Origin of the sequence: Nocardia sp. JCM 34519.1 (assembly GCF_020361265.1) — a bacterium.
In the GTDB taxonomy this organism is placed as follows: Bacteria; Actinomycetota; Actinomycetes; order Mycobacteriales; family Mycobacteriaceae; genus Nocardia; species Nocardia arthritidis_A.
This window is the reverse complement of sequence record NZ_JAIRBR010000018.1, coordinates 1-25,359: the sequence shown is the minus strand read 5'-3', so window position 1 is coordinate 25,359 and position 25,359 is coordinate 1. Positions and strand designations below refer to the sequence as shown.

The window sequence follows — 25,359 nt, the reverse complement described above, 5'->3', positions numbered from 1 at the left end:
GAACCGCCGGACCGTAGCCGGTGTGTCGCCCGGAATTGCTTGCCGCCGAAGCTATTTCGCTCAGAGCTGCCCGTGCTGCGAATCGAATGTCGCCACCCGGCCGCCCAGCAGGACCTGCGCGCCGGGCTGCAACTTCACCGGATGCCCCGGGATGGCGCGGGTCCATTCCTGCGCGCCCGGCTGCCGGATGTGGGTGCCGTTGGTGGATCCGCCGTCGACCACCGTGACGTCCCAGTCGATCAACCGGATCTCCGCATGCGCCCGCGACATGCCGCCGGACCGATCCTCCAGCCGCACCGGCCGGGCGCCCCGCTGCGATACCGCCTCCGAATGTTCCGGCTCACGGCCGATCACGATGTCGTTGTCGAGTACGAACTGATTGCCGTCGTCGAGCAGCAGCAGGCCGAGCGGCGGGCGGACACCGTCGGTGAGCACACAGGTCAGCTGGTCCATCCGGATGCCGCAGACGGCGCAGAACGACACCCGCGGATCGTTGAGGTGGTGGCGCGCGCATTTGAAACCCTTGACCACCGTGCCGGATCCGGTGTGCACCGCCGCCTCGGGCGCGGCCGTCGGGTGGGCGAGCACCGTCTCGCCGTCCGGGGCGACCGGGGTGTGCTCGTCGGGCTCGGTGTGCACCATGGTCGGCTGCTCGGCGGCTTCCCGGATACCCGGAACCGGCAGATCGTCGGGTTCGGTTGCCGCCTTGCCCAATACGGGCTTGGGCACCGCGCGTCCGCCCGGCCCGGACCCGGATGACGGCCGATCCTGCTGCGGTACACCATGTTCCGGCGGCACGACGGACCGATCCAGCTGTGTGGCGTCCGGCTGCTCGGCGGGCCGATCCGCTCGCGACGGTCGCGCGGCGGATCGATCGGCCTGCGGCGACATCGCCTGCTGCTGCCCTGCCTCGGGCGAATCCGATTCCGACCCGATGACAGACCGCTGCGGCAGCGCTGGTTCCGACTGTGCCACAGCAGGATCCGCCTGCGGCACAACCGCTTCCGGACGCGACATGGACCGATCCGCGGACGACCCCGAATCCTGCCGACCGGCCGCGGAATCCGACTGTCGCCCAATCGGTTCCGTTCGCCGGACGAGCCAATCCGGCACCGCCGACTGTTGCCCGGCGGACTCGTCCACTCGCGACCGACCGGCCCGTGAATCCGCCTCCGGCAGCACCGGTTCCGGCGGCACGACCGGATGATCCACCTGTTTCACCAGCACCGGCCCGGCCGGTACCCCAGGAACATCCGGAACGGCCCCCGTCCACACCACGGCTCCCGCGCCCGGTGCGGTACCGGCCTCCAACGCGTGAATCCCCCTGGGCGGCAACGCTTCCGTACTCTGCCCGGCCTCGTCGACGAACAACCCGGCCCCGATCCCCGGCGCCGGGATCACCACCCGGTCGACGGTGAATCCGGCGTCGCGCCCGCGCAGCACCTCCACCCGGTCCGGCCCGGCCAGCACCGCGGTGATCCCGCCGTGCAGGAACACCGCCAGCCCGGAGTCGGCCGGGGACAGCACCCCGAATTCCACCTCTTCCTCGTAATCCAGGCTCATCAGCCAGTTGGTGGCCAACCGGGCGAAGGCGCGGCCGGTGCGCCGCTGCTCCTTGGCCGCCGCCTGCCGCACCAGCTGGGTGAGCGCCGTAAGCGATTGCCACGCGGGCGAATTCGCCGTCGGTGGCGCGCCGTCGCGATGCGCCACCAGTACGACCGCGCCCGCGACACCCGCGACGAGATGGGTGCCGGGCAAAACTTCGATCTGTCGATCCATCACAGGAACCTGCCGCCCTGGAATCGCCACCGGTGGAACATCAACCGCATGGGCCCGTTGACCACGAGCCAGAAGGCGAGCCAGGTGACGATGAACTGAATGAGAAACGCCGTGAGGTTGGGATGCAGATTCTCCGGCAGCACGATCGTGGTGTAGCGCACGAGGACCCATATCAGCGCCCCCTCGTTGACGATCGTGATGAACCCGAACAGCGTCGGCCAGTCCTTCTCCCAACGGAACTGCTGCAGGAAATGGTAGAGCAACTCCCACAGCACCCCGACCAGGACCGTCGCCAACAGTACCGAAACCGTTATCCGGTAGGCCTGTAGCAGGCTCAGCGAACCCGTCGGCAGAAATGGTGTGATGATCAGCAGGACGATCAGCCCGATGACGCCCAGCGCCAGAATGCGGGTCTGGATCCGCCCGTTCAGTGTCGGCAGCATTGTTCAGATCTTCTTGTTCGTAGCCCACAACCACCATTGCCGGGTCGACCGCAGCGGACCCATCCGCTTGCAGAAGCCGAGCGCCGCAAGGTCGTCCGCGATTTCCTGGGCCGCGATCTGCAACCCGAGGAAGGTGTCGACGCCCGGGAACGGCCCGCCGAGCGTCGCGCTGCCGGAGGCGTAGATGCGCCCGGCGCCGCTGCGCGTGCCGATCAGCTCGAAGGTGGTGTCCACGTCGAGCCTGCCGACCGGGTTGCGGCCCGCGCCCGCGTGATCGAGCAGGTCGGCCAGCAGCCGGTGTTCGCGGATGTCGGCCTCCAACCCGGTGCAGTCGATGATGTAGTCGACGGTGTTGTCGAACGGTTGGGTCGGCGGCGGAAACGGCAGTGGCGCGGTGGGATCCGGCACGATCGTGGCGGTGACTCCGCCGGGCGCCGGGCGCAGATCGCGTGCGGTGCCCGCCATCACCTGATACCACCCCTGTTTGCGTCCGCGCTTCAACTGCGCCCGCCAATTGTTCCGGATCGGGGTGTTCGTGCCGCCCATCTCCTTGTACGCGATGGCCCGTTCCTCCCCTTGCAGCCCGCGCATTTTCGCCTTGAGCTGTCCGCCCCACACCGATTTCGGATAATTGAAACCCTGGAAGGCCCAGCCGTCTTTACCGGGCCTGCGACTCCAGACGTTGGGGCCGTGCGCTTTTGCCACATAGTTGCGGAACAGGTGCAGGATCTGCGTGTTCAGCTGATGTTTGTCCCGATCGTCGATGAGCCGCTGCAGCACCCGGCTGGCCACGATCCCGCTGCCGCGGATCATCACCGTGCCCGGTTTGCGCTGTAAGGCCTGATAGACGTGTTCGTGCGGTTCGTAGGCGTTCACGACGCGTGACGGGTCGCGGTACTTCTCCCGGTACTCCTGCAGATCGGGCAGCAGCTTCAGGCCCGGATAGCCGACGGCCACGTGAACATACATGCTACGGAAGGCGATTCGCTTGGTGGGCGTGGTGCCGTCCGGCGGAGTCAGTATCGTGAAATAGCCGCCGCCCGCACGTTTGCGCACCATGCGGACCTGCCCCTTGTGCAGGGACTGCGCATACCCGATTCTGGTGAATTCCCGTTCCATACCGCGGAATGCCTGGCCCGAGCGCGGGGTGTAATAGTTACTGAAGATGGGCTCGGTGAAAACGTTCCACAGCGGTTTGATCGACTTCTCCGCGAACGCCTCCCGCAGCGCGTAGGAGGGGAAACCCCAGATATTGTCCGGCTGGGACTGTGAATCGCTGCGCAGCCGCTCCATCCGCGGGATCTGCGAGCACTTCACCAGGTACTCATAGGATTGCCACGGCACGTTCTGCGGTCCGAGTACCGCCATCGATTGCGCGGGCACGCCGTAGATTCGAAGCGTGTCGTAGGTGACGAATGATCCGATTCCGCTGCCGATCAACACCAGCGGCACATCGATGATCGGAATTCCCGATCGGTCAAGCATTTCATCGGTCCACACATCGGTATCGATGAGGGCCTGCGTGATGTCTCCCCGCATTTTCCGGACTTTACCGGCATATTCTTACAGACAACTTGCGATCGGCTTTCCGGCGCAAGCACTTCCGCGCGTCGCGTCGTGGCGCGCCGACAACCGCGAATCTGCGCCAACCTGCCACGGGCGTGGGCGTCGGCGTCGTACCATGCCCACCGTGGCCGATGCGATGCGTTCCACCCCGCTGCGGGTGCTGGTCTACAGCAACGATGCCGACACCAGGAGTCAGGTGACCCTGGCCCTCGGCCGACAACCGCATCCCGAACTGCCCGCCATCGAGTATCTCGAGGTCGCCACCGCGCCGGTGGTCATCGAGCGGATGGATGCGGGCGGCATCGATCTGGCCATCCTGGACGGTGAGTCGGTGCCCGCGGGCGGGCTGGGTCTGGCCAAACAGCTCAAGGACGAAATCCGGCACTGCCCACCGATTCTCGTGCTCACCGGCCGCCCCGACGACGCCTGGCTGGCGAATTGGTCGCGCGCCGAGGCCGCGGTCTCGCATCCGATCGATCCGATCGAACTGACCGACGCCGTCGTCGCGCTGCTGCGCAACCGTTCGGCGGCGTGAGTCCCCTCCTCGATTACCCCCGTTTCGGTCATAAATCGAAGTAGCAACTTCGATCAAACGCCGGTCGGAAAAGGGATGCACCCAGGGGGTGCGGTTGTAGTCTGTGCCCTAGCTCACAGGAGTGCGGGCTGCTGCATGACCAATCAACAGTCATAGGTGGCCCTACGCCCGCAGCTGCCCACAGCCGTCCTTACAAGGAGGGGAAGTGCAGTCGTGAACATCGAGGTGCCGACTCTTGTCCTGGGCGCGGTCGCGGCCGCGTTCGCCGTATTCTCCATCGTCGCCGCGGCCCTCGTCGGCCCGAAGCGGTACAACCGGGCCAAGCTCGAGCCGTACGAATGCGGTATCGAAGCGACGCCGCACGCGGTTGCCGGCGGGCCGGGAAACGTTACCGGACAACGCTTTCCGGTGAAGTACTACCTCACCGCGATGCTGTTCATCATCTTCGACATCGAGATCGTGTTCCTCTATCCGTGGGCTGTCCACTTCGATGCGCTCGGTCTCTTCGGTCTGGCCGCGATGGCGCTGTTCATCGTCAACGTCTCGGTGGCCTACGCCTACGAATGGAAGCGCGGCGGGCTCAGCTGGGACTGAGCCGGATCAGCGCCGAATTCCGTAGCAACACAGTGGAAGTGAGTGTCGGTCGGATATGGGTCTCGAGGAAAAACTGCCCAGCGGCTTTCTGCTGAGCACCGTGGAGGATTTCGCCGGATACCTGCGCAAGGGTTCGCTGTGGCCGGCCACCTTCGGCCTGGCCTGCTGCGCCATCGAGATGATGGCAACGGGCGCAGGACGTTTCGATATCGCCCGCTTCGGCATGGAGGCGTTCCGCGCCTCCCCGCGCCAGGCCGATCTGATGATCGTGGCCGGGCGGGTCAGCCAGAAGATGGGCCCGGTGCTGCGTCAGGTCTACGACCAGATGACCGAGCCGAAATGGGTGCTCGCCATGGGGGTCTGCGCATCCTCCGGCGGCATGTTCAACAACTACGCCATCGTGCAGGGCGTCGACCACATCGTGCCGGTGGACATCTACCTGCCCGGCTGCCCGCCGCGGCCGGAGATGCTGCTCAACGCGATTCTGGCACTGCACGCAAAGATTCAGGAGATGCCGCTCGGCGTGAACCGCCAGGAAGCCATCCGTGCCGCCGAGCAGGCGGCGCTCGCGGCGACGCCGACCATCCGGATGGAGGGTCTGCTGCGATGACCTTCGACAGCAACAACAACACCGAAACCGAAGAGACCTACGCCGATTCGATCGGCGCGGAGACTGCTGGCCCGGAGGCGACGGTGCCCGAGGACACTGCGGCGCAGGGGGCCGAGGTGATCGGCGTGCGCCGTGGCATGTTCGGCGTCAGTGGGACCGGTGACACCTCCGGCTACGGCCGGTTGGTGAAACCGGTCAGTTTGCCGGGCAGTTCGCCCGCGCCGTATGGCGGCTACTTCGACGAGGTGGTGGCCGCACTACGGAACGCGTTGTCCGCGAACGGAATCCGATTCGAGGACGCACTGGAGAAGGTCGTCGTCTTCCGCGGCGAACTCACCCTGCACGTGCGCCGCGAACGTTTGGTGGCGGTGGCGCGCGCGTTACGTGACGATCCCGCACTGCGTTTCGAGCTGTGCCTCGGCGTCAGCGGCGTGCACTACCCGGACGACGCGGGCCGTGAACTGCACGCGGTGTATCCGCTCATGTCGATCACGCACAATCGGCGCATCCGCGTCGAGGCCGCCGCGCCGGACGCCGATCCGCATATCCCCTCGCTGTACGAGGTCTATCCGACCACCGATTGGCACGAGCGGGAAACCTACGACTTCTTCGGCATCGTCTTCGACGGCCACCCGTCGTTGACCCGCATCACCATGCCGGACGACTGGCGCGGACATCCCCAGCGCAAGGACTACCCGCTCGGCGGGATCCCGGTGGAGTACAAGGGCGCGCGCATCCCGCCGCCCGACGAGCGGAGGGCGTACAACTAATGAACGACACCGACATTAGGCCCGAGATCGCCGACGACACCGGGCCGGATCCCGCGGTCGTCACCGTCGCCGGACAGGACTGGGAGCAGGTCGCCCAATCCCTCGCGGGCGCGGGCGAGGAACGCATCGTCGTGAACATGGGCCCGCAGCATCCGTCGACACACGGCGTGCTGCGGCTGATCCTGGAGATCGAGGGCGAGACCGTCACCGAGGCCCGCTGCGGCATCGGCTACCTGCACACCGGCATCGAGAAGAACCTGGAATTCCGCAACTGGACCCAGGGCGTCACCTTCGTCACCCGGATGGACTACCTGTCCCCGTTCTTCAACGAAACCGCCTACTGCCTCGGCGTCGAGCGGCTGCTCGACATCACCGACGCGATTCCCGAGCGCGCCACCGTGATTCGGGTGCTGCTGATGGAGCTCAACCGGATCTCCTCACATCTGGTGTGCCTGGCCACCGGCGGTATGGAGCTGGGCGCGCTCACCCCGATGCTGTTCGGATTCCGCGAGCGCGAACTGATCCTCGACGTCTTCGAGACCATCACCGGCCTGCGGATGAACCACGCCTTCATCCGGCCCGGCGGCCTCGCACAGGATCTGCCCGACAACGGGGTGCAGAAGGTGCGAGAGTTGTTGGCGCTCATGCCGAAACGGCTGCGCGAGCTGGAACTGCTGCTCACCCAGAACCCGATCTGGAAGGGACGTACCCAGGACATCGGCTACCTGGACCTGACCGGCTGCATGGCGCTCGGCATCACCGGTCCGGTGTTGCGCGCCACCGGATTACCGCACGACCTGCGCAAGTCGCAGCCCTACTGCGGTTACGAGAACTACGAATTCGACATCCCCACCACCACGGGCTGCGACTGCTACGGCCGCTACGTCATCCGGGTGGAGGAGATGAAGGAGTCGCTCAAAATCGTCGAGCAATGCCTGGACAAGCTGCGGCCCGGCCCGATCATGGTGGACGACCGGAAGATCGCCTGGCCCGCCGACCTGCAACTGGGCCCGGACGGATTGGGCAACTCCCCCAAGCACATCGGCCGCATCATGGGCAAGTCGATGGAGGGGTTGATCCACCACTTCAAGCTGGTCACCGAAGGTATTCGCGTGCCGGCCGGCCAGGTGTACGTCGCGGTGGAATCGCCGCGCGGCGAACTCGGTGTGCACATGGTCAGCGATGGCGGCACCCGCCCGTATCGGGTGCACTATCGCGACCCCTCGTTCACGAATCTGCAAGCGGTGGCGGCGATGTGCGAGGGCGGCATGGTGGCCGACGTCATCGCATCGGTCGCCAGCATCGACCCGGTGATGGGCGGAGTTGACCGATGACCGAGATTTTGCTGAAGCTCACTGCACGCCCGGAACCGTATCCGCCGTTCGTGCGGGAACGGCTCGAGGTGGATGCCAAGGAGATCATCGCCCGCTACCCGCATCCGCGGTCGGCGCTGCTGCCGCTGCTGCACCTGGTGCAGGCCGAGGAGGGTTACGTCACCGGTTCGGGTATCGAATTCTGTGCCGAACAACTGGATTTGACCGGCGCAGAGGTCACCGCGGTCGCCACCTTCTACTCCATGTACCGGCGCGAACCCACCGGCGACTACCACGTCGGCGTATGCACCAACACGCTGTGCGCGGTGATGGGCGGCGACGCCATCATGGCCGCGCTGGGCGAGCATCTGGGCGTGCGGCACGGCGAGACCACATCCGACGGCAAGGTCACCCTCGAGCACATCGAATGCAATGCCGCATGCGACTACGCGCCGGTGGTGATGGTCAACTGGGAATTCTTCGATAACCAGACGCCGGAATCGGCTCGCGCCCTTGTGGATTCGCTGCGCGCGGGCGAACAGGTCACCCCCACCCGCGGCGCACCGCTGTGCACCTTCCGAGAGACCGCCCGCATCCTGGCCGGATTCCCGGACCAGCGGCCCGGCGTGCTGGAGGGCGAACCCGGCGAGGCGACGGTGGTCGGTCTGCGAATCGCCAAGGAGCACAACATGTCCGCCCCCGCACCGGAGGACGCATGACACCACTGACCCCGGTTCTGACCAAGCACTGGGATGAACCGCGCTCCTGGACCATCGACGCCTACCGCCGCCACGACGGCTACGAGGCGCTGCGCAAAGCGCTGCGGATGGAACCCGACCAGGTCATCCAGACCATCAAGGATTCGGGCCTGCGCGGCCGCGGCGGCGCGGGCTTCCCCACCGGAATGAAGTGGAGCTTCATCCCGCAGGGCCCCGGCCCCGACGGCATCACCAAACCGCACTACCTGGTGGTCAACGCCGACGAGTCGGAACCCGGTACCTGCAAGGACATTCCGCTCATGCTGGCCGCACCGCACACCCTCGTCGAGGGCGTGATCATCGCGGCGTACGCGATCCGCGCGGCGCACGCGTTCATCTACGTGCGCGGCGAGGTGGTTCCGGTGCTGCGGCGATTGCAGGCCGCGGTCGCCGAGGCCTATGCCGCGGGATTGTTGGGGCACAACATCCTCGGCTCCGGCTACCACCTGGAGCTCACCGTGCACGCCGGCGCGGGCGCCTACATCTGCGGTGAGGAGACCGCGCTGCTGGATTCGCTGGAGGGACGGCGGGGGCAGCCGCGGCTGCGCCCGCCCTTCCCGGCCGTCGCGGGCCTGTACGCCTGCCCGACCGTGGTGAACAATGTCGAATCCATTGCCAGCGTGCCGCCGATCATCCTGCACGGCACCGCCTGGTTCCGGTCCATGGGCAGCGAGAAATCGCCCGGCTTCACGCTGTATTCGCTGTCCGGGCATGTGAATCGGCCGGGCCAGTACGAGGCGCCGCTCGGGATCACACTGCGCGAACTGCTGGATTACGCGGGCGGGGTGCGCCACGGGCACCGGGTGAAATTCTGGACGCCGGGCGGCTCGTCCACCCCGCTGTTCACCGACGAACACCTCGATGTCCCGCTCGACTACGAGGGTGTCGCGGGCGCCGGATCCATGTTGGGCACCAAGGCATTACAGATCTTCGACGACACCACCTGCGTGGTGCGCGCCGTCCTGCGCTGGACCGAGTTCTACGCGCACGAATCCTGCGGCAAATGCACGCCGTGCCGCGAGGGCACCTACTGGCTGGTGCAGCTGCTGGAGCGGCTGGAGGCGGGCCACAGCAGCGAAGCCGACCTGGACAAACTGCTCGACATCAGCGACACCCTCAACGGCAAGTCGTTCTGCGCACTCGGCGACGGCGCGGCCAGCCCGATCATCTCCTCGCTGAAGTACTTCCGCGAGGAATACCTGGATCACCTGCGACTCGACGGGTGCCCATTCGATCCCGCGCGATCGACCGCCTGGGCAGAGGAGGCCATCTAATGACAGCATCGCGCAGCGATTCGGTGAGGGGTGGCGGCCGGGCGACGGGTGGGCCAGCCACGGTTAATGCCAACAGCAGCGGGGTGGTGCCCGCGGATCTGGTGAGCGTCACCATCGACGACACCACCATCAGCGTGCCAGCGGGCACCCTGATCATCCGCGCCGCCGAACTCATCGGCATCCAGGTGCCGCGCTTCTGCGACCATCCGCTGCTCGACCCGGTCGGCGCCTGCCGCCAATGCCTCGTCGAGGTGGAGGGCCAGCGCAAGCCGGTGGCCTCCTGCACCATGACCGTCACCGACGGCATGGTGGTGCGCACCCAACTCACCTCCCCCGTGGCCGACAAGGCGCAGGAGGGTGTGATGGAGCTGCTGCTCATCAACCACCCACTGGACTGTCCGGTCTGCGACAAGGGCGGCGAATGCCCGCTGCAGAACCAGGCCATGTCCAACGGGCGCGCCGAATCCCGCTTCGACGGCGAAAAACGCACCTACCCCAAGCCGATTCCGCTTTCCACGGCCGTACTGCTGGACCGCGAACGCTGCGTGCTGTGCGCGCGCTGCACCCGGTTCTCCCAGCAGGTGGCCGGCGACCCGTTCATCGAACTGCTGGAACGCGGTGCGCTGCAACAGGTCGGCACCGCGCAGGCCGAACCGCTGGACTCCTACTTCTCCGGCAACACCGTGCAGATCTGCCCGGTCGGCGCGCTCACCGGCACCAGCTACCGGTTCCGGGCCCGCCCGTTCGACCTGGTATCCAGCCCCAATGTCTGCGAGCACTGCGCCTCCGGATGCGCGCAGCGCACCGATCATCGACGCGGAAAAGTGTTGCGCCGCTTGGCCGGTGACGATCCGCAGGTGAACGAGGAGTGGAACTGCGACAAGGGCCGCTGGGCCTTCGCCTACGCCACCGAACGCGACCGGCTCACCACGCCGCTGGTCCGCGGCTGGGACGGCACCCTGGCCCCCGCCTCCTGGTCGGAGGCGCTCGCCCGGGCCGCGGAGGGGCTGGCGGCGGCATTCGGCAACGCCGGTGTGCTCGTCGGCGGGCGCGCCACCGAGGAGGACGCCTACGCGTACGCCAAGTTCGCGCGAATCGCCTTGGGCACCAACGATATCGACTTCCGCAGCCGGGTTCACTCGGCCGAGGAGGCCGAATTCCTGGCCGCCCGCGTCGCCGGGCAGCCGATGACGGTCACCTACGAGAGCATGGAGGCCGCGCCCGGCGTGCTGCTGGTCGGCTTCGAGCCCGAAGAGGAATCCCCGATCATCTACCTGCGGCTGCGCAAGGCGGTCCGCAAACGCGGACTGCCGGTGTATTCGTTGGCGCCCTTCGCATCTCGCGGCCTGGAACGCATGTCCGGCACGCTGCTGCGCTGCGCACCGGGCGAGGAGCCGCAGCTGCTCGACGCGCTGCGCGGCGGCCAGTCGCCCACGGCCAGGATGCTGCGCGAACCCGGTGCGGTGGTGCTGGTCGGCGAGCGAATGGCGGGTATCCCCGGTGCGCTGTCGGCCGTCGTGCGGCTGGCCGAGGAGACCGGCGCCGCGCTGGCCTGGGTGCCGCGGCGGGCCGGTGAGCGTGGCGCGGTCGAGGCCGGTGCGCTGCCCACGCTGCTGCCCGGTGGTCGCCCCGTCGCCGATCCCCGTGCGCGCCAACAGGTTCGAGCGGTCTGGAATGTGCCGGACCTGCCGGTGAGCGCGGGCCGCGACACCGCCGCCATCCTCGCCGCCGCCGGGAATCTGGGCGCGCTGGTGATCGGCGGCGTCGACCCCGCCGACCTGCCCGATCCGGCGGCCGCGCTCGCCGCCGTCGACGCGGCCCGCTTCGTGGTCAGCCTGGAACAGCGGCACAGCGCCGTCACCGACCGCGCCGACGTGGTGTTCCCCGTGGCCACCGCGATGGAGAAGGCGGGCACCTTCCGCACCTGGGAGGGCAGGCCGCGCCCGTTCGATGCCGCGCTCGCCGACAGCACGGTGCGCCGCACCGCCGCGCCGCTGTCGGATCAGCGGGTGCTGCAGGCCATCGCCGACGAGATGAAAGTCCAACTGCGCCTGCCCGATACCGCCGCGGCCCGCGCCGAACTCGACGAGCTCGGCGCCTGGGACGGACCGCCGCTCGCCGCGCCGACCCAGCCCGCCGCCCCCGCCGCGGCACCGGGACCGGGCACCGCGGTGCTGGCCGGCTGGCGCATGCTGCTCGACCTGGGCCGCATGCAGGACGGCGAACCCAACCTGGCCGGTATCGGCAGGCCGTCGGTGGTCCGGCTGTCCCGCAACACCGCCGCGGAAATCGGTGCGGCCCACGGCGATCCGGTCACCGTCGCCACCGATCGCGGCATGATCACGCTGCCGCTGCTGATCACCGACCTGCCCGACCGGGTGGTCTGGTTGCCGCTGAACTCGCCGGGCAGCCCGGTGTACGAAACCCTCGCCGCCCAGCCCGGCGCGATCGTGCACCTGCACCGCGCCGACGAGAGGATGAAGGAGCACCGCCATGAGTGATGTATTCGGTCACGATCCACTCTGGCTCGTCATCGCGAAATCGTTGGTGATCTTCGTTTTCCTGCTGCTCACCCCGATGATCGCGGTGGTCGCCGAGCGAAAAATCGTGGCGCGCATGCAGATGCGCATCGGCCCGAACCGGGTCGGCCCGTTCGGATCGCTGCAGAGCATCGCCGACGGCGTGAAGATGGCGCTCAAGGAGGACATCGTCCCGGCCATCGTCGACAAGCCGATCTACATTCTGGCGCCGATCATTTCGGTGATCCCGGCATTCATGGCATTCGCCGTCATCCCGTTCGGGCCCGAGGTGTCGGTGCTCGGGCATCGCACCGCGCTGCAGCTCACCGATCTGCCGGTGGCGGTGCTGTACATCCTGGCCATCACCTCCATCGGCGTATACGGCATCGTGCTGGCAGGTTGGGCATCCGGATCCACCTATCCGCTGCTCGGCGGCCTGCGTTCGACGGCGCAGGTGATCTCGTACGAGATCGCGATGGCGCTGTGCTTCGCGGCGGTGTTCCTGCACGCGGGCACCATGGCCACCTCCGGAATCGTCTCGGCGCAGTACGGCGTCTGGTTCGTCTTCCTGCTGCTGCCCTCGTTCCTGATCTACTGCGTCTCCATGGTCGGTGAGACCAACCGGGCGCCGTTCGATCTGCCCGAGGCCGAGGGCGAGCTGGTCGGCGGCTTCCACACCGAGTACTCCTCGCTGAAGTTCGCCATGTTCATGCTCGCCGAATACGTGAATATGGCAACGGTTTCCGCGCTCGCCACCACGCTGTTCCTCGGCGGTTGGCACGCGCCGTTCCCGATCAGCCTGTGGGCGGGCGCGAATTCCGGCTGGTGGCCGGTGCTGTGGTTCACCGCCAAGGTATGGACGTTCCTGTTCGTCTTCATCTGGCTGCGCGGCACGCTGCCCCGGATGCGCTACGACCAGTTCATGAGCCTGGGCTGGAAGCTGCTCATCCCGACCTCGCTGCTGTGGGTGATGCTGGTGGCCGCCGCCCGGGTGATCGACGCCGAGGGCTACCACCATATCGAGACGCCCGCGCTGGTCATCGGCGGGTTGCTGATCACCGGCGGAATGGTCGGCATGTTCATCCGGGCGGGGCGCAGGAAGGGCGCGCCGCCGCCGGCCGCCGAGCCGGTCGCGGATTCGGCTGTGTTCCTTGGTTTTCCGACGCCGCCGCTGCCCGAGCGGCCGACACACGACGTATCGCAGCCGGGCCTGTTGGAACCGCTCGCCGGGTTCGCGGTCACCGCGGCCACCATGTTCCGGCGGCCCAATACCGAGTTCTATCCGGAACAGAAGGTGCCGACCGCGCCCCGCTACCACGGCCGTCACCAACTCAACCGGCACCCGGACGGGCTGGAGAAATGCATCGGCTGCGAGCTGTGCGCGTGGGCCTGCCCCGCCGACGCCATCTATGTCGAGGGCGCGGATAACACCGAGGCCGAACGGTTCTCACCCGGCGAGCGCTACGGGCGGGTCTACCAGATCAACTATCTGCGCTGCATCGGCTGCGGCCTGTGCATCGAGGCCTGCCCCACCCGCGCGCTCACCATGACCAACGACTACGAACTCACCGACGACAACCGCGCCGACCTGATCTACGAGAAGGACCGGCTGCTCGCACCGCTCGAGCCGGGCGTGCAAGCGCCACCGCACGCGATGGCGCCGGGCAGCACCGAGGCCGACTACTACCTCGGGCAGGTCACCTCCGATCAGAAGGTGTTGCGCGGCAACGGCAATGGCGACGGCGCGGCCGAACAACCCGCGATCGCCGCCGCACAGGGAGGCGCACGATGAACGCTCTACTGGCCGCCGAACCGCTCACCAGCACGTCCACCGGGGAGACCGTCCAATTCTGGATACTGGCCCCCGTGGCCGTACTCGGCGCGCTCGGCATGATCTTCACCAGCAAGGCCGTGCATTCGGCGCTGTGCCTGGCGGCGTCCATGATCACCCTCGCCCTGTTCTACATGGCGCAGGACGCGCTGTTCCTCGGCGTCGTGCAGATCGTGGTCTACACCGGCGCGGTGATGATGCTGTTCCTGTTCGTGCTGATGCTCGTCGGCGTCGATTCGGCCGAATCGCTGCGCGAGACGCTGCGCGGCCAGCGAATCGCCGCGGGCGCGGTCGGGCTCGGCTTCGGGCTGCTGCTCATCAGCGGTATCGCCAACGGCATCCGGCACTCCGGAATCACCTATCCGGCAACTGGTTTCCCGTACCGGGACGTCATCGCCGGACTCGCCGAGCTGATCTTCGTGCGCTACGTGTGGGCATTCGAGCTCACCGGCGCGCTGCTCATCACCGCCACCATCGGCGCGATGGTGCTCGCGCACCGGGAGAACTTCGGCAGGCGGCTGGATCAGCGGGAGATGTCGCGGCGGCGGTTCCGCGACGGCACACACCGCGCCACCCCGCTGCCCACCCCCGGCGTGTACGCCAGGCATAACGCCGTCGACGTTCCGGCCAGGCTGCCGGACGGATCGTTCGAGGAACTGTCCGTCAGCACCATCCTGCGGCACCGCCGCACCAGGGCGCTCACCGAGGCCGCGGTGATCTCGGTGGGATCCGAACAACGGGGCATCGAACAATCAGGAATTGAACACAGCCCTGACAGCGACGAGGAAGGCACCCGGTGAATCCCCAGAACTATCTGTTCCTGTCCGCCCTGCTGTTCACCATAGGCGCGGCCGGAGTCCTGTTGCGCCGCAACGCCATCGTCGTATTCATGTGCATCGAGCTGATGCTCAACGCGGTGAACCTGGCGTTCGTCACCTTCGCCCGCCTGCACGCCAACCTCGACGGGCAGGTGTACGCGTTCTTCACCATGGTGGTCGCGGCGGCCGAGGTCGTCGTCGGACTGGCCATCATCATGACCATCTTCCGCGCCCGCCGCTCGACCTCGGTCGACGACGCCAACCTGCTGAAGTTCTGACGTGGTTACCGCATCGCTGTGGCTGCTGCCCGCCGTGCCGCTGGCCGGCGCCGTAATCCTGCTGCTGGTCGGGCGTTTCGGCGATAAGTGGGGCCATTTCCTCGGCACCGTCGCCGCGCTCGGCTCGTTCGCGATCGCCGCCGTCGCGTTCCTCGACATGCTCGACCGCACGGGCAGCGCCCGCGCGATCAGCAAGAATCTGTTCAGCTGGGTGCCGGTGGCCGGGCTGCACGTGGACTTCAGCCTCCAATTGGACCAGCTGTCAATGTGTTTCGCGCTGCTGATCACCGGCGTCGGTTCGCTGATCCACATCTATTCGATCGGCTACATGAGCCACGATCCGGCGCGGCGGCGGTTCTTCGCCTACCTCAACCTGTTCCTGGCGGCCATGCTGCTGCTGGTGCTGGCGAACAACTACCTGGTGCTCTATCTGGGTTGGGAGGGCGTCGGTTTGGCGTCCTACCTGCTGATCGGGTTCTGGTTCCACAAGCCGAGCGCGGCCACCGCGGCCAAGAAGGCGTTCGTGGTCAACCGGGTCGGCGATATGGGGCTGGCCATCGCCATGTTCGTCATGTTCGCCACCTTCGGCTCGATCGACTTCCACGGCGTATTCGGGGCCGCGCCGCGGGCCAGCGAAAGTGCGCTCACCGCAATCGGTTTGCTGCTCCTGCTGGCCGCATGCGGTAAATCGGCGCAGGTGCCGCTGCAATCCTGGCTCGGTGACGCGATGGAGGGCCCGACCCCGGTGTCGGCGCTCATCCACGCCGCCACCATGGTCACCGCGGGCGTCTACCTGATCGCGCGCTCCGGGCCGATCTTCGACCTCGCGCCCGGGGCGCGGCTCGGGGTGCTGCTGGTGGGCGCGGTGACGCTGCTGTTCGGCGCGATCGTCGGCTGCGCCAAGGACGACATCAAGAAGGCGCTCGCCGCATCCACCATGAGCCAGATCGGCTATATGGTGCTGGCCGCCGGACTCGGCCCGGCAGGATACGCGGTGGCCATCATGCATCTGCTCACCCACGGCTTCTTCAAGGCCGGGCTGTTCCTCGGCGCGGGTTCGGTGATGCACGCGATGGACGACGAAACCGATATGCGCCGCTACGGTGGCCTGCGGAAACTGCTGCCCATCACCTACATCACCTTCGGGCTCGGCTATCTGGCGATCATCGGGGTGCCGCCGTTCGCCGGCTTCTTCTCCAAGGACAAGATCATCGAGGCCGCCTTCGACGAGGGCGGATTCAACGGGATCTTGCTCGGCGTCGCCGCGCTCACCGGCGCGGGGCTCACCGCGTTCTATATGACCCGGGTGATGCTGCTGACGTTCTTCGGCGAACGCCGCTGGAAGGAAGGCACCCATCCGCACGAGGCGCCCGCGGTGATGACCGGTCCGATGATCCTGCTGGCCGTCGGATCCGTTGCGGCGGGCGGAGTTTTCGTGTGGGGGTCGTCGCTGCAGAACTGGCTGGAGCCGGTCGTCGGCGCGCATCACGGTGAGGGCGGCGTGCCCGCGGGCGTTGTCACCGCGCTGGCGCTGATGGTGGTCGCGGTCGGTATCGCGGCCGCCTACTTCCAGTACGCGCAGCGCGAAATCCCGCAAACCGCACCGGAAGCCGTCTCCGCGCTCACCGTCGCGGCCCGCCAGGACCTCTACGGCGACGCACTCAACGAGGCCGCGTTCATGCGGCCCGGGCAGCACCTCACCCGGTCGCTGGTATTCCTCGACAACCGCGGCATCGACGGAATCGTCAACGGCACAGCCGCATTCATCGGCGGCCTGTCCGCGCGGGTCCGGCGGGTGCAGTCCGGCTTCGTGCGTACCTATGCCCTGTCCATGTTCACCGGCGCGGCCCTGCTGGCCGCTGCCCTGCTGGCGGTGAGGATCTGGTGACGAACTATCCCTGGTTGACCACGCTGTGGCTGGCGCCGGCCATCGGCGCGGCCCTGGTGCTCGCGGTACCGGCCAAGCAGCGCACCTTCGCCCGCGGCCTCGGCTTCACCATCGCGCTCGCCATGCTGGTGTTCGCGGTGGTGCTCGCGGTGCGCTTCGAGCCCGGCGGCGCACAGTACCAATTCGTCGAATCCCACTCCTGGATACCGGCTTTCGGTGCGGGGTACACGCTCGGGCTGGACGGTATCGCGCTGGTGCTGGTGCTGCTCACCACCGCGCTCGTCCCGCTGCTGATGCTGGCGGGCTGGCACGACGAGCGCGCCGTCGGCAGCGGCACCCGCGTCGCGCACACCTATGTCGCCCTGACCCTGATGGTCGAGGCGATGGTGCTGATCTCCTTCGTCTCGCTGGACATCCTGCTGTTCTACGTGTTCTTCGAGGCCATGCTGGTCCCGATGTACTTCCTCATCGGCGGTTTCGGGCCGCGGACAGTGGATCAGGCACTGCGGCAACAACGTTCGCGCGCTGCGGTGAAATTCCTGCTGTACAACCTGTTCGGCGGGTTGATCATGCTGGCCGCGGTGATCGGGCTGTACGTGGTCACCGCGCGCGACGGCAGCGGCACCTTCGATTTCCGGGATGTGGTGGCGGCGGCCAACTCCGGGCATCTCGGTGCGACACCCGGCGTGCTGAACGCGCTGTTCCTCGGCTTCATGTTCGCGTTCGCGGTGAAGGCGCCGCTGTGGCCGCTGCATACCTGGCTGCCCGACGCGGCGGTCGCGGCGACCCCGTCCAGCGCGGTGCTGATGATGGCGGTGGTCGACAAGGTCGGCACCTTCGGCATGCTGCGCTACTGCCTGCAGCTGTTCCCGGACGCCTCGAAAACCTATGCGCCGCTGGTGATCACGCTCTCGGTGATCGGCATCATCTACGGCGCGCTGCTGGCCATCGGGCAGACCGACGTGATGCGGCTCATCGCGTACACCTCGATCTCCCACTTCGGCTTCATCATCCTCGGCATCTTCGCCATGACCAGCCAGGGCCAGGCCGGTGCGACGCTGTACATGGTCAACCACGGCATCTCCACCGCGGCGCTGTTTCTGGTGGCCGGATTCCTGGTGTCGCGCAGGGGAACCCGGCTCATCGCCGAATTCGGCGGCGTGCAGAAGGTGGCCCCGGTGCTGGCCGGAACCTTCATGATCGCGGGCCTGGCCACCCTCTCGCTGCCCGGGCTCGCGCCGTTCATCAGCGAATTCCTGGTGCTGCTCGGCGCATTCACCCGGTACCAGGCGGCGGCGGTCATCGCGACCGGCGCGCTGGTGCTCGCCGCGCTGTACGTGCTGTGGATGTACCAGCGGATGATGACCGGACCGGTCAAAAAGGGTAATGAGCGCCTCTACGACCTGGTGCCACGGGAACTGGCCGTGGTGGTGCCGCTCATCGCCGCGCTGCTGTTCCTCGGCGTCTACCCGAAACCGGTGCTGGACTTCATCAACCCGGCCGTCGCCAACACCCTCACCACCATCGGAGTGCACGACCCGGCGCCGAACACCCCGGCCACGGCCGACGCAGGAGGTACCAGCAAATGAGCGGTAGCACAGTGCTTCTCGCCGCGGCCGTGCCCGCGCCCGACGTCGAATACCGGCTGCTCTCACCGATGCTGATCGTTTTCGGTGCGGGCGTTGTCGCGGTGCTGGTCGAGGCGTTCGCGCCGCGGCGGCTGCGGTACGGGATCCAAGTGACGTTGAGCATCGTGGGTTTGGTGGCGGCGCTGGTCGCGGTGATCCTGCTGTCGGGGACATCGGCGACCGCGATGGCCGGATCGGTGGCCGTCGACGGGGTCACGCTGTTCCTGCAGGGCATCATCCTGGTGGTGGCCGTGCTCGGCGTGCTCTTCTTCGCCGAACGCGGCGCCGAACCGGTGCTGCCGGTCAAATCAGGTCCCGGCACCTGGAGTTTGGCGGCGGCGCGGGGTCGCGGGGTGGACGCGTTCACCCCGCAGGCGGCGTCGGTGCCGGGCAGCGCCGACGAAATGGCCGCTGTCCGTGCGGGTATCGCGACCACCGAGGTGTTTCCGCTGCTGCTGCTCGCGGTCGGCGGCCTGCTGCTGTTCCCGGCGTCGAACGATCTGCTCACCATGTTCGTCGCGCTCGAGGTGCTGTCGCTGCCGCTGTATCTGCTGTGCGGGCTGGCGCGGCGCAAGCGGCTGCTCTCCCAGGAGGCGGCGCTGAAATACTTTCTGCTCGGGGCGTTTTCGTCGGCGTTCTTCCTCTACGGGGTAGCGCTGCTCTACGGGCAGGCGGCGACGGTGCGTCTCGGCGGAATCGCCGAGGCCATCGAAAGGCATCCGGAGAACACCACTTTGGCGCTGCTCGGCCTCGGCATGCTGGCCGTGGGACTGCTGTTCAAGATCGGCGCCGTGCCATTCCAGTCCTGGGTGCCCGACGTATATCAGGGTGCGCCGACGGCGGTCACCGGATTCATGGCCGCGGCCACCAAGATTGCCGCGGTCGGTGCGATGCTGCGGGTCATCCAGGTGGCGACGCCCGGACTGCGCGGCGACTGGCGGCCGGTGCTCGCCGCGGTCGCCATCGCCACCATGGTGGTCGGTGCGGTCATGGCGATCACCCAGACCGATGTGAAGCGGATGCTCGCCTACTCCTCCATCGCACACGCCGGATTCCTGTTCACCGGATTGGTCGCGGCCAACACCAAGGGTGTCGGAGCGATCCTGTTCTACCTGCTCGCCTACGGTCTCGGCACCCTCGGCGCGTTCGGCGTGGTGAGCCTGGTGCGCGACGGCACCGGCGACGAGGCGACGTCGCTGTCCCAGTGGGCCGGGCTCGGCCGCCGTTCCCCCTGGCTGGCAACGGTTTTCGCGCTGTTCCTGCTCTCCTTCGCGGGTCTGCCACTGACCAGCGGGTTCGTCAGCAAATTCGCGGTGTTCGCGGCGGCGTCCTCCGGTGGGGCCGCATATCTGGTGATCATCGGCGTGATCGCCAGCGCCGTCGCCGCGTTCTTCTACATCCGCGTCATCGTGCTGATGTTCTTCACCGACCCGCCGTCCGACGCCCCGATCGTGGTGTCCCCCTTCCTGACCACCACCTTGGTAGCGCTGACAGCCGCGGCCACCCTGGTCCTCGGCATCTTCCCGCAACCATTGCTCGACCTCGCCGACAAAGCGGCGACGTTCGTGCACTGAGCAGCGTCATCCGCCGTCGCCGCACCGTAATCCGGTGCGGCGACGGCGTTTTCGTACCGGGTACCGGACCGGTAATGGCGATGTGTGCTCGGCACACTATCTTTCAGCCGATTTCCTCGGACAACCCGACGATGATGCCCTCGGGGCCGCGGATGTAGCAGAGCCGGAACATCTGCTCGTACTGTTCCACCGTGCCGACGAGTTCGGCGCCGTGGGTGCGCAACCGGGCAATGGTGTCGTCGATATCGTCGACGGCGAACATGATCCGACGGATCCCCAGTGTATTCGCCGGCGCGTTCTCGGGCTCGGCGCGTATCGCCTTCGGGGCATGGAAACTCGCCAACTCGACCTTGCCGTGGCCGTCCGGTGTCCGCAGCATCGCGACGTCCTGCCGGACATCGTCGATTCCGATGATGCGTTCCACCCAACGCCCCTCGACCGGCCCCTTACCCTCCAGCTCCATACCGAGTTCGACGAAGAACTCGATCACCCTGTCGATGTCTTCCACAACAATGAGAACGTTGTCCATCCGCTGAATCGCCACAGCCCTGCCTCCTTCGCCGCGGGCCCTCGATGGGCCTCGGTGCGGACAGTAACGTGACCGAGACCCATCAGACGCCGTTATCACCCCCGGCTGCAGCCGATATCCGCTGAGCCCCATCCTGTTTCCGGGCGAGGAGGCCGCAGGACCAGCCGACCTCACCGACCGCGCCTGGATCAGTGCCCCACGCAGCACGACCTGCTTCGAGATGCTCCAAAGAGCTTGCGGCAATGCGGGATTTATCCGATATCCCAAATAGCTTGTGGCAACGCGGGATTCGTCCCGCGAATCGTCGCCGAATCCGGAGACTTCCCGGCTATGCTCGCCATGGTCGCCGCCGGAATCGGCGTATCCCTGCTGCCCGGATGGCGGTGCGCCACATTCCTCCCGGCGTGGCGCTCCACCCGTTGGCCGTGCCCGTGACCCGCCGGATTTTCGCGGTGACCCGGCGCAGCGGCACCCGACACCCCGCAGTCCGGGTCGTTCTGGACGAGCTGCTGGCCGATACGGTCGCGCCCCGGATCACGGGCGTGCTGGCGCGGGTGCGGCCATGAGTGCGAACGCACCGCGCAGGGCGGACTGGGCCGCCACCACCGTGGCCGCGGTCGGCAGTGGCTGCCGTGGGTCGGACACCAAGAGGCTGGCGGCCATGGTGCGGCCGGCGGCGGTGCGGGCCAGGTAGTGCAGGGTGACGACGCCCGGTTCGCTGCCGCCCTTGTACCAGACGGTGGGGAATCGCGAGCGGTCCAGGGCGAGCCCGGCATCGGTGCGCGACAGTGCGTGTCCGATCTCGGGCTGGCCGAGCCGCAGCAGACCGGCGAGGGCTCGGCAGATTTCGATCGGCGAGGCGAACCATTCGATCCGATCGATGTCGCGCGGTGCGGGCCAAATATCCGGTAGGTCCGGAAGTGGTTGCCGTTCAATGGATTCCAACATCTCCGTGCGTTCGCGTATCGATAGGTCCGAATACCGTTGCGCGAGAACGGGCTCGGCTGCCTTGAGCCGGAAGAACGCCCGAGTGGTGAGGAAGGGGATATTCACCTCGGGTGCGCCGTGGCCGAACAACCCCAGCTGACGCTGCACCGCGTCGCGGCCGAGCCGGTGGATCAGATGGTCGGTGGCGGTGTTGTCGCTGAGGCTGATCATCAGCTCCGCATATTCGGACAGGGGTGCGGTGTGACCCTGTGGGAGGTTCTGCATGGTGCCCGAGGGCAGGCTCTTGCGGTCGTCGCGGATCGCCAGCGGTTCGTCCCAGCGCGCGCTGCCTTCGGCGACCGCCCGGCCGAGCGCGCCGAGGACGTACAGTTTGAAGGCCGATCCGGTAGGGCGCCGCGTCTGCGGCGCGAGACCATGTACCGGTCGGCACTCTCCCCCGGGTCCGATTTCCATGGCCGCGAACGAGATTCGCGGACCGAGGACCGATAGCCGCGCATCGCATTCGTCCCAGGAAGCGGGCGGCGGCGGCGGGACCGCCAGGTCCATATCGTCGACGAGTCCAGCCGGGTTCACATGCAATGTCAGCAGCAGTTCGGCGGAGCCTCGTATCACGGCTTGGATGCGCTCGGGTTCGTCGATGCGGATCTCGTCGACGGCGAGCGGACCGAGTGCGGCCAGGGTCGCGGCAAAGCCCTTCGCGCCGCCGGAATCCAGCAGCCGAGGTGCGAGATGCTCACGGATTTCGGTGTCCGGCACCGCATTTCGGGATACGGCGACGATCCAGTCCAAATGCGCCTTCGCGCAACGTAATTTCGTCATCGCGGTCACCTACTGAGGCGGCCCAGCAGCCGGGACATCGGACCACGGGGTGCGATCCACTCCGCGATGGCGGTCACCACCGCCGGGTCGACATGTTGCGGCGCTTGCAGGTCCGCGGGGCCCGAGGGTCCGCTGCCCGGGAAGAACATGTGGTCGTCGGCCGGGAAGACCCGGATGGTGACGCCGGGCTTTCCCTCCAGCCCCGCCCGCCATCCGGCCAGGTCGTCGGCCTCGGTGACCTGGTAGTCGCGACCGCCCTGCAACACCAGGATCGGCCGATTCAGCGCCGCGGCGGTGGCCACCTGGTCGAATTCGCGCAGATCCAGCCAGTAGGTGGCAGGCCAACCGAAAAGCAGTTCCGCGCTGGGGGTTTCGGGTGACAGGGCCGGATTCTCGGTCCGGGCAATCGTTTCGGGCGCCAGAGCCGTCTGCGCGCCCGGGTCCAGATCCGCGATGTGGTCGAAGACGCGCACCGCGGCGCGCGGCAGCGGGACCGTATCCGCGGCCAGCATCACCACGCCCGCGATCGCGGATTCGGCGGCGGCGGCCCGGACCCCGGCCTTACCGCCGCCGCTGTGGCCCGCGACGAAGATCCGGGCGGGATCGATTTTCGGGTGCCGTTGCAGCAACCGCACGGCCGCAAGCACATTCGGCAGATACTCCTCGACCATCGTGAATCCGGGCTCGTGCAGCATGCGGGTGTGCACGTGAATCACCTTGTCGAACCGAAGCGTCGCGATACCTCGGCTGGCCAGGCCCCACGCGAGATCCTTGAACGGCTTGTTCGGCCCGAAGGTCACATCGCGATCGTTGACCCCGGACGAAATGAGCACCACACCCGGCAGGCCGCGGCCGTCCCGCGGCAGCGTCAGCGTGCCCGGGACGGTGAGCGGTCCGCACTCCAGGGTGATCTCGTGTTCGGTGAACCGGCGCGGTGTCGCGTAATGCGGTGGCGTCCAATCGGATTCGGATGGCGGCCCGAGTCGCAGGCCGTGCAGCGCGCCCGTCGCGTCGACCGCGAGCCGCACCTGCAACCCACCGTTCGCGCAGTGCACCGGCACGACCGCTCGGGTGAGCCGGTCATCGAGCCGGGTGGTGATCACCTCGCCGATGGCACGGACCTCGCCGGTCTTCGCGGTCTCCGAGGTCCATCCGGTCCGGACCGTGTCGGCGGACACCGCCGCCGCCAGCGCGGGCGCGAACCGCTTCTCCAGTTCGTCGAAGCGCCCCTCGCGCAGCATCGTCACCACCGTCATCGCCGCGGACGCCGGGTCGATCTGTGTTGTCATGACTCAACCTTTCTCGTTTAGTGAGAACGGTAGCAGGATATGAGAACATTGAGAAGTGGATGCTGTGGAACTGGTGGCACACCCGGCCCGGATGCGAATCGTGCACGCACTGCGCGGCGGTCGCAGCCTCACCACGGCCGAGCTGTCGACCCGACTGTCCGGGGTCTCGAAGGCGATGGTGTACCGGCATGTCGAGGCGCTGGCCACGGCCGGAATCCTGGAGGTGACGCAGGAGCGGCGGGTGCGCGGCGCCGTCGAACGGCACTATCGGCTGCGCGCGGATCGGGCGGCGATCGGACCCGAGGAGGTGGCGGCGGCAACGATCGAGGACCACCGGCGGACATTCGTCACGGCGATGGCCGTGCTGATCTCGGAGTTCGGCTCCTATCTCGATCGCGAGAATGCCGATCCCGCAAAGGATCTCGTCGGCTATCGGCAACATGCGCTATGGCTGGACCGCGCGGAGTTGGAACAGTTCATCCTGGAGCTGCGGCGGGTGATCGTGCCGCGCATGACCAACGAACCCACCCCCGGCCGCGGGCGATACCTACTCAGCCCCATCCTGTTTCCGGTCGAGGATGTCGACGAGTCAGGGCTCTGACGAATGTATCGGCCTCACCCGCTAGGCGTCGGTCCGGGGTGACACAGTTGATCGCGTGACGGTGGTATTCGATGACATCGCGGGTGTGGTGGGTCTTCCTTACGGGGCGGACTGGCTCGAGGTATCGGAGCGAGTAACGGTGTTGGCCGCGATCGACATCAAGGATCACGATAGTTGACGCGTGTCTACTAATGCGATTACGCTGCGACCCAGCTAGTTGACACGCGTACACTATGCTCCGGCGAAGGGGGCGGTTGTGCAAACCGTATTGCGTTGGTATCTCATCATTTTCGGCGTCGCCTGTGTCTTGATCGCGCTGGCGCACATATTCGTCGGGCCGAAGACGATCATCGGGGCGAACACACCGAACGCCACACTCGACGGCGACCTCCGTTTCAGCATGGTGCTGTTCGCCGCCTACGGCGCGGCCTGCGTATGGGCGGCACGAGACCTGAACCGCAACGCGGGCCTCATCCATCTGCTCATGCTGCTGTTCTTCATCGGCGGCCTGATCCGCCTGCTGACCGTGGCCTACGTCGGATGGCCGCACTGGTTCTACATAGCCATGATCACCGTGGAACTCATTACCTCACTGATCTATTCGCCACTCCTACAGCAGATCACGAAGCGCCCGATCCGTTCTGACCTACTCGAACTGGCTCGATAGCAATCCACCTCGGCCCCAAGGACTTTCACCGATTGGACGGGTCACTTGTCGCACCGAGTATCTCGTCAGCCCAGTCGTTCGGCCACCTGCTTCAAGCCGTCTCTGATCAGCCGCCCGTATTCGTCATCGCCGAGCGCGTCGATTGTTTCCCGCGCACGTTGCAGATACTCACGAGCACGAGTGAGATCGCCCAACTTGCGATAGCACTCACTCAAGTTCAGATACAGAGACGGATACAGTCCGGCCACCGGCCCTCTCTGCCAGACTCGGATGAGACCAGTTGGTCTGTTAGTTTGCTGAGGTTTGTGTAGGGCGAGATCGGGATTCG

General features: G+C 67.1%; 25 protein-coding genes. 18 read left to right on the top strand and 7 right to left on the bottom strand.

Going from position 1 to position 25,359, the window contains the following annotated elements:
- Positions 1–60 precede the first annotated feature (60 nt).
- The 3 genes from LGY53_RS32590 to LGY53_RS32580 are packed head-to-tail and all read right to left on the bottom strand — an operon-like array spanning position 61 to position 3,761.
- On the bottom strand, positions 61–1,779 hold the full coding sequence (locus tag LGY53_RS32590; RefSeq protein ID WP_225730536.1) for an FHA domain-containing protein: 1,719 nt from the start codon (positions 1,777–1,779) through the stop codon (positions 61–63).
- Complete coding sequence (locus LGY53_RS32585; RefSeq protein ID WP_225730535.1) at positions 1,779–2,222, bottom strand: hypothetical protein; 444 nt, start codon at positions 2,220–2,222, stop codon at positions 1,779–1,781. Before LGY53_RS32585 ends, LGY53_RS32590 begins: the two co-directional genes overlap by 1 nt.
- A gap of 3 nt (positions 2,223–2,225) precedes the next feature.
- Positions 2,226–3,761: a hypothetical protein gene (locus LGY53_RS32580; protein ID WP_225730534.1), complete on the bottom strand. Its 1,536-nt coding sequence runs from the start codon at positions 3,759–3,761 to the stop codon at positions 2,226–2,228.
- Positions 3,762–3,924: 163 nt separating this feature from the next.
- On the opposite strand from LGY53_RS32580, the gene LGY53_RS32575 reads away from it, so the two are divergent.
- The 14 genes from LGY53_RS32575 (at position 3,925) to nuoN (ending at position 20,178) form a co-directional block, all read left to right on the top strand.
- On the top strand, positions 3,925–4,323 hold the full coding sequence (locus LGY53_RS32575) for a hypothetical protein (protein ID WP_374111265.1): 399 nt from the start codon (positions 3,925–3,927) through the stop codon (positions 4,321–4,323).
- Between the two features lie 213 nt (positions 4,324–4,536).
- Positions 4,537–4,917: an NADH-quinone oxidoreductase subunit A gene (locus LGY53_RS32570; RefSeq protein ID WP_167474920.1), complete on the top strand. Its 381-nt coding sequence runs from the start codon at positions 4,537–4,539 to the stop codon at positions 4,915–4,917.
- Positions 4,918–4,972: 55 nt separating this feature from the next.
- The gene (locus LGY53_RS32565) at positions 4,973–5,527 is read left to right on the top strand and encodes an NADH-quinone oxidoreductase subunit B family protein (RefSeq protein WP_167474919.1); all 555 of its coding nucleotides are present in this window, start codon (positions 4,973–4,975) and stop codon (positions 5,525–5,527) included.
- Positions 5,524–6,297, top strand: coding sequence for an NADH-quinone oxidoreductase subunit C (locus LGY53_RS32560; RefSeq protein ID WP_225730533.1), 774 nt, complete (start codon positions 5,524–5,526; stop codon positions 6,295–6,297). Before LGY53_RS32565 ends, LGY53_RS32560 begins: the two co-directional genes overlap by 4 nt.
- A complete protein-coding gene (gene nuoD / locus LGY53_RS32555; protein WP_255664366.1) occupies positions 6,297–7,631 on the top strand; it encodes an NADH dehydrogenase (quinone) subunit D in 1,335 nt (444 codons plus the stop codon). The genes LGY53_RS32560 and nuoD overlap by 1 nt, the downstream gene beginning before the upstream one ends.
- Positions 7,628–8,329: an NADH-quinone oxidoreductase subunit NuoE gene (gene nuoE, locus LGY53_RS32550; RefSeq protein WP_225730532.1), complete on the top strand. Its 702-nt coding sequence runs from the start codon at positions 7,628–7,630 to the stop codon at positions 8,327–8,329. Before nuoD ends, nuoE begins: the two co-directional genes overlap by 4 nt.
- On the top strand, positions 8,326–9,642 hold the full coding sequence (gene nuoF, locus LGY53_RS32545; protein WP_225730531.1) for an NADH-quinone oxidoreductase subunit NuoF: 1,317 nt from the start codon (positions 8,326–8,328) through the stop codon (positions 9,640–9,642). The genes nuoE and nuoF overlap by 4 nt, the downstream gene beginning before the upstream one ends.
- Entirely contained in the window at positions 9,642–12,143 is a 2,502-nt protein-coding gene (locus LGY53_RS32540) for an NADH-quinone oxidoreductase subunit G (RefSeq protein ID WP_225730530.1), read from the top strand. Before nuoF ends, LGY53_RS32540 begins: the two co-directional genes overlap by 1 nt.
- On the top strand, positions 12,136–13,953 hold the full coding sequence (gene nuoH / locus LGY53_RS32535) for an NADH-quinone oxidoreductase subunit NuoH (protein ID WP_225730529.1): 1,818 nt from the start codon (positions 12,136–12,138) through the stop codon (positions 13,951–13,953). The genes LGY53_RS32540 and nuoH overlap by 8 nt, the downstream gene beginning before the upstream one ends.
- Positions 13,950–14,792, top strand: a complete 843-nt coding sequence (locus tag LGY53_RS32530) for an NADH-quinone oxidoreductase subunit J (RefSeq protein ID WP_225730528.1) — start codon at positions 13,950–13,952, stop codon at positions 14,790–14,792. Before nuoH ends, LGY53_RS32530 begins: the two co-directional genes overlap by 4 nt.
- Positions 14,789–15,088, top strand: coding sequence for an NADH-quinone oxidoreductase subunit NuoK (gene nuoK, locus LGY53_RS32525; protein ID WP_167474912.1), 300 nt, complete (start codon positions 14,789–14,791; stop codon positions 15,086–15,088). The genes LGY53_RS32530 and nuoK overlap by 4 nt, the downstream gene beginning before the upstream one ends.
- A 1-nt stretch (position 15,089) precedes the next feature.
- Positions 15,090–16,976 carry an NADH-quinone oxidoreductase subunit L gene (nuoL, locus tag LGY53_RS32520; protein ID WP_225730527.1) on the top strand — a complete coding sequence of 629 codons (1,887 nt, stop codon included), beginning with the start codon at positions 15,090–15,092 and terminating at the stop codon, positions 16,974–16,976.
- Positions 16,973–18,565 (top strand): NADH-quinone oxidoreductase subunit M, encoded by a 1,593-nt coding sequence (locus LGY53_RS32515; RefSeq protein WP_225730526.1) that lies wholly within the window; start codon positions 16,973–16,975, stop codon positions 18,563–18,565. The genes nuoL and LGY53_RS32515 overlap by 4 nt, the downstream gene beginning before the upstream one ends.
- Positions 18,562–20,178, top strand: a complete 1,617-nt coding sequence (gene nuoN, locus LGY53_RS32510; protein ID WP_225730525.1) for an NADH-quinone oxidoreductase subunit NuoN — start codon at positions 18,562–18,564, stop codon at positions 20,176–20,178. The genes LGY53_RS32515 and nuoN overlap by 4 nt, the downstream gene beginning before the upstream one ends.
- A 103-nt stretch (positions 20,179–20,281) precedes the next feature.
- Here nuoN and LGY53_RS32505 read toward each other — a convergent pair whose 3' ends face one another.
- Positions 20,282–20,722 carry a VOC family protein gene (locus LGY53_RS32505; protein WP_225730524.1) on the bottom strand — a complete coding sequence of 147 codons (441 nt, stop codon included), beginning with the start codon at positions 20,720–20,722 and terminating at the stop codon, positions 20,282–20,284.
- 219 nt (positions 20,723–20,941) lie between these two features.
- On the opposite strand from LGY53_RS32505, the gene LGY53_RS32500 reads away from it, so the two are divergent.
- Positions 20,942–21,142 carry a LysR substrate-binding domain-containing protein gene (locus LGY53_RS32500; RefSeq protein ID WP_225730523.1) on the top strand — a complete coding sequence of 67 codons (201 nt, stop codon included), beginning with the start codon at positions 20,942–20,944 and terminating at the stop codon, positions 21,140–21,142.
- 99 nt (positions 21,143–21,241) lie between these two features.
- Here LGY53_RS32500 and LGY53_RS32495 read toward each other — a convergent pair whose 3' ends face one another.
- Together LGY53_RS32495 and LGY53_RS32490 are read right to left on the bottom strand one after the other, a co-directional pair.
- Positions 21,242–22,474 (bottom strand): serine hydrolase, encoded by a 1,233-nt coding sequence (locus LGY53_RS32495; RefSeq protein ID WP_225730522.1) that lies wholly within the window; start codon positions 22,472–22,474, stop codon positions 21,242–21,244.
- A gap of 5 nt (positions 22,475–22,479) precedes the next feature.
- Positions 22,480–23,763 (bottom strand): DUF3887 domain-containing protein, encoded by a 1,284-nt coding sequence (locus LGY53_RS32490; RefSeq protein ID WP_225730521.1) that lies wholly within the window; start codon positions 23,761–23,763, stop codon positions 22,480–22,482.
- Between the two features lie 55 nt (positions 23,764–23,818).
- Between LGY53_RS32490 and LGY53_RS32485 the strand changes: the two genes are divergently transcribed.
- The 3 genes from LGY53_RS32485 to LGY53_RS32480 all read left to right on the top strand — a co-directional run bounded on the left by LGY53_RS32485 (position 23,819) and on the right by LGY53_RS32480 (position 25,031).
- Positions 23,819–24,364 (top strand): helix-turn-helix domain-containing protein, encoded by a 546-nt coding sequence (locus LGY53_RS32485; protein WP_225730520.1) that lies wholly within the window; start codon positions 23,819–23,821, stop codon positions 24,362–24,364.
- Positions 24,365–24,419: 55 nt separating this feature from the next.
- Positions 24,420–24,542, top strand: coding sequence for a hypothetical protein (locus LGY53_RS43790; RefSeq protein ID WP_255664365.1), 123 nt, complete (start codon positions 24,420–24,422; stop codon positions 24,540–24,542).
- A gap of 78 nt (positions 24,543–24,620) precedes the next feature.
- Positions 24,621–25,031: a DUF4345 domain-containing protein gene (locus tag LGY53_RS32480; protein ID WP_225730519.1), complete on the top strand. Its 411-nt coding sequence runs from the start codon at positions 24,621–24,623 to the stop codon at positions 25,029–25,031.
- A gap of 65 nt (positions 25,032–25,096) precedes the next feature.
- Here the strand turns inward: LGY53_RS32480 and LGY53_RS32475 are convergent.
- Positions 25,097–25,359: tetratricopeptide repeat protein (locus tag LGY53_RS32475; protein WP_225730518.1), on the bottom strand; the 263-nt coding region annotated here is incomplete at its 5' end.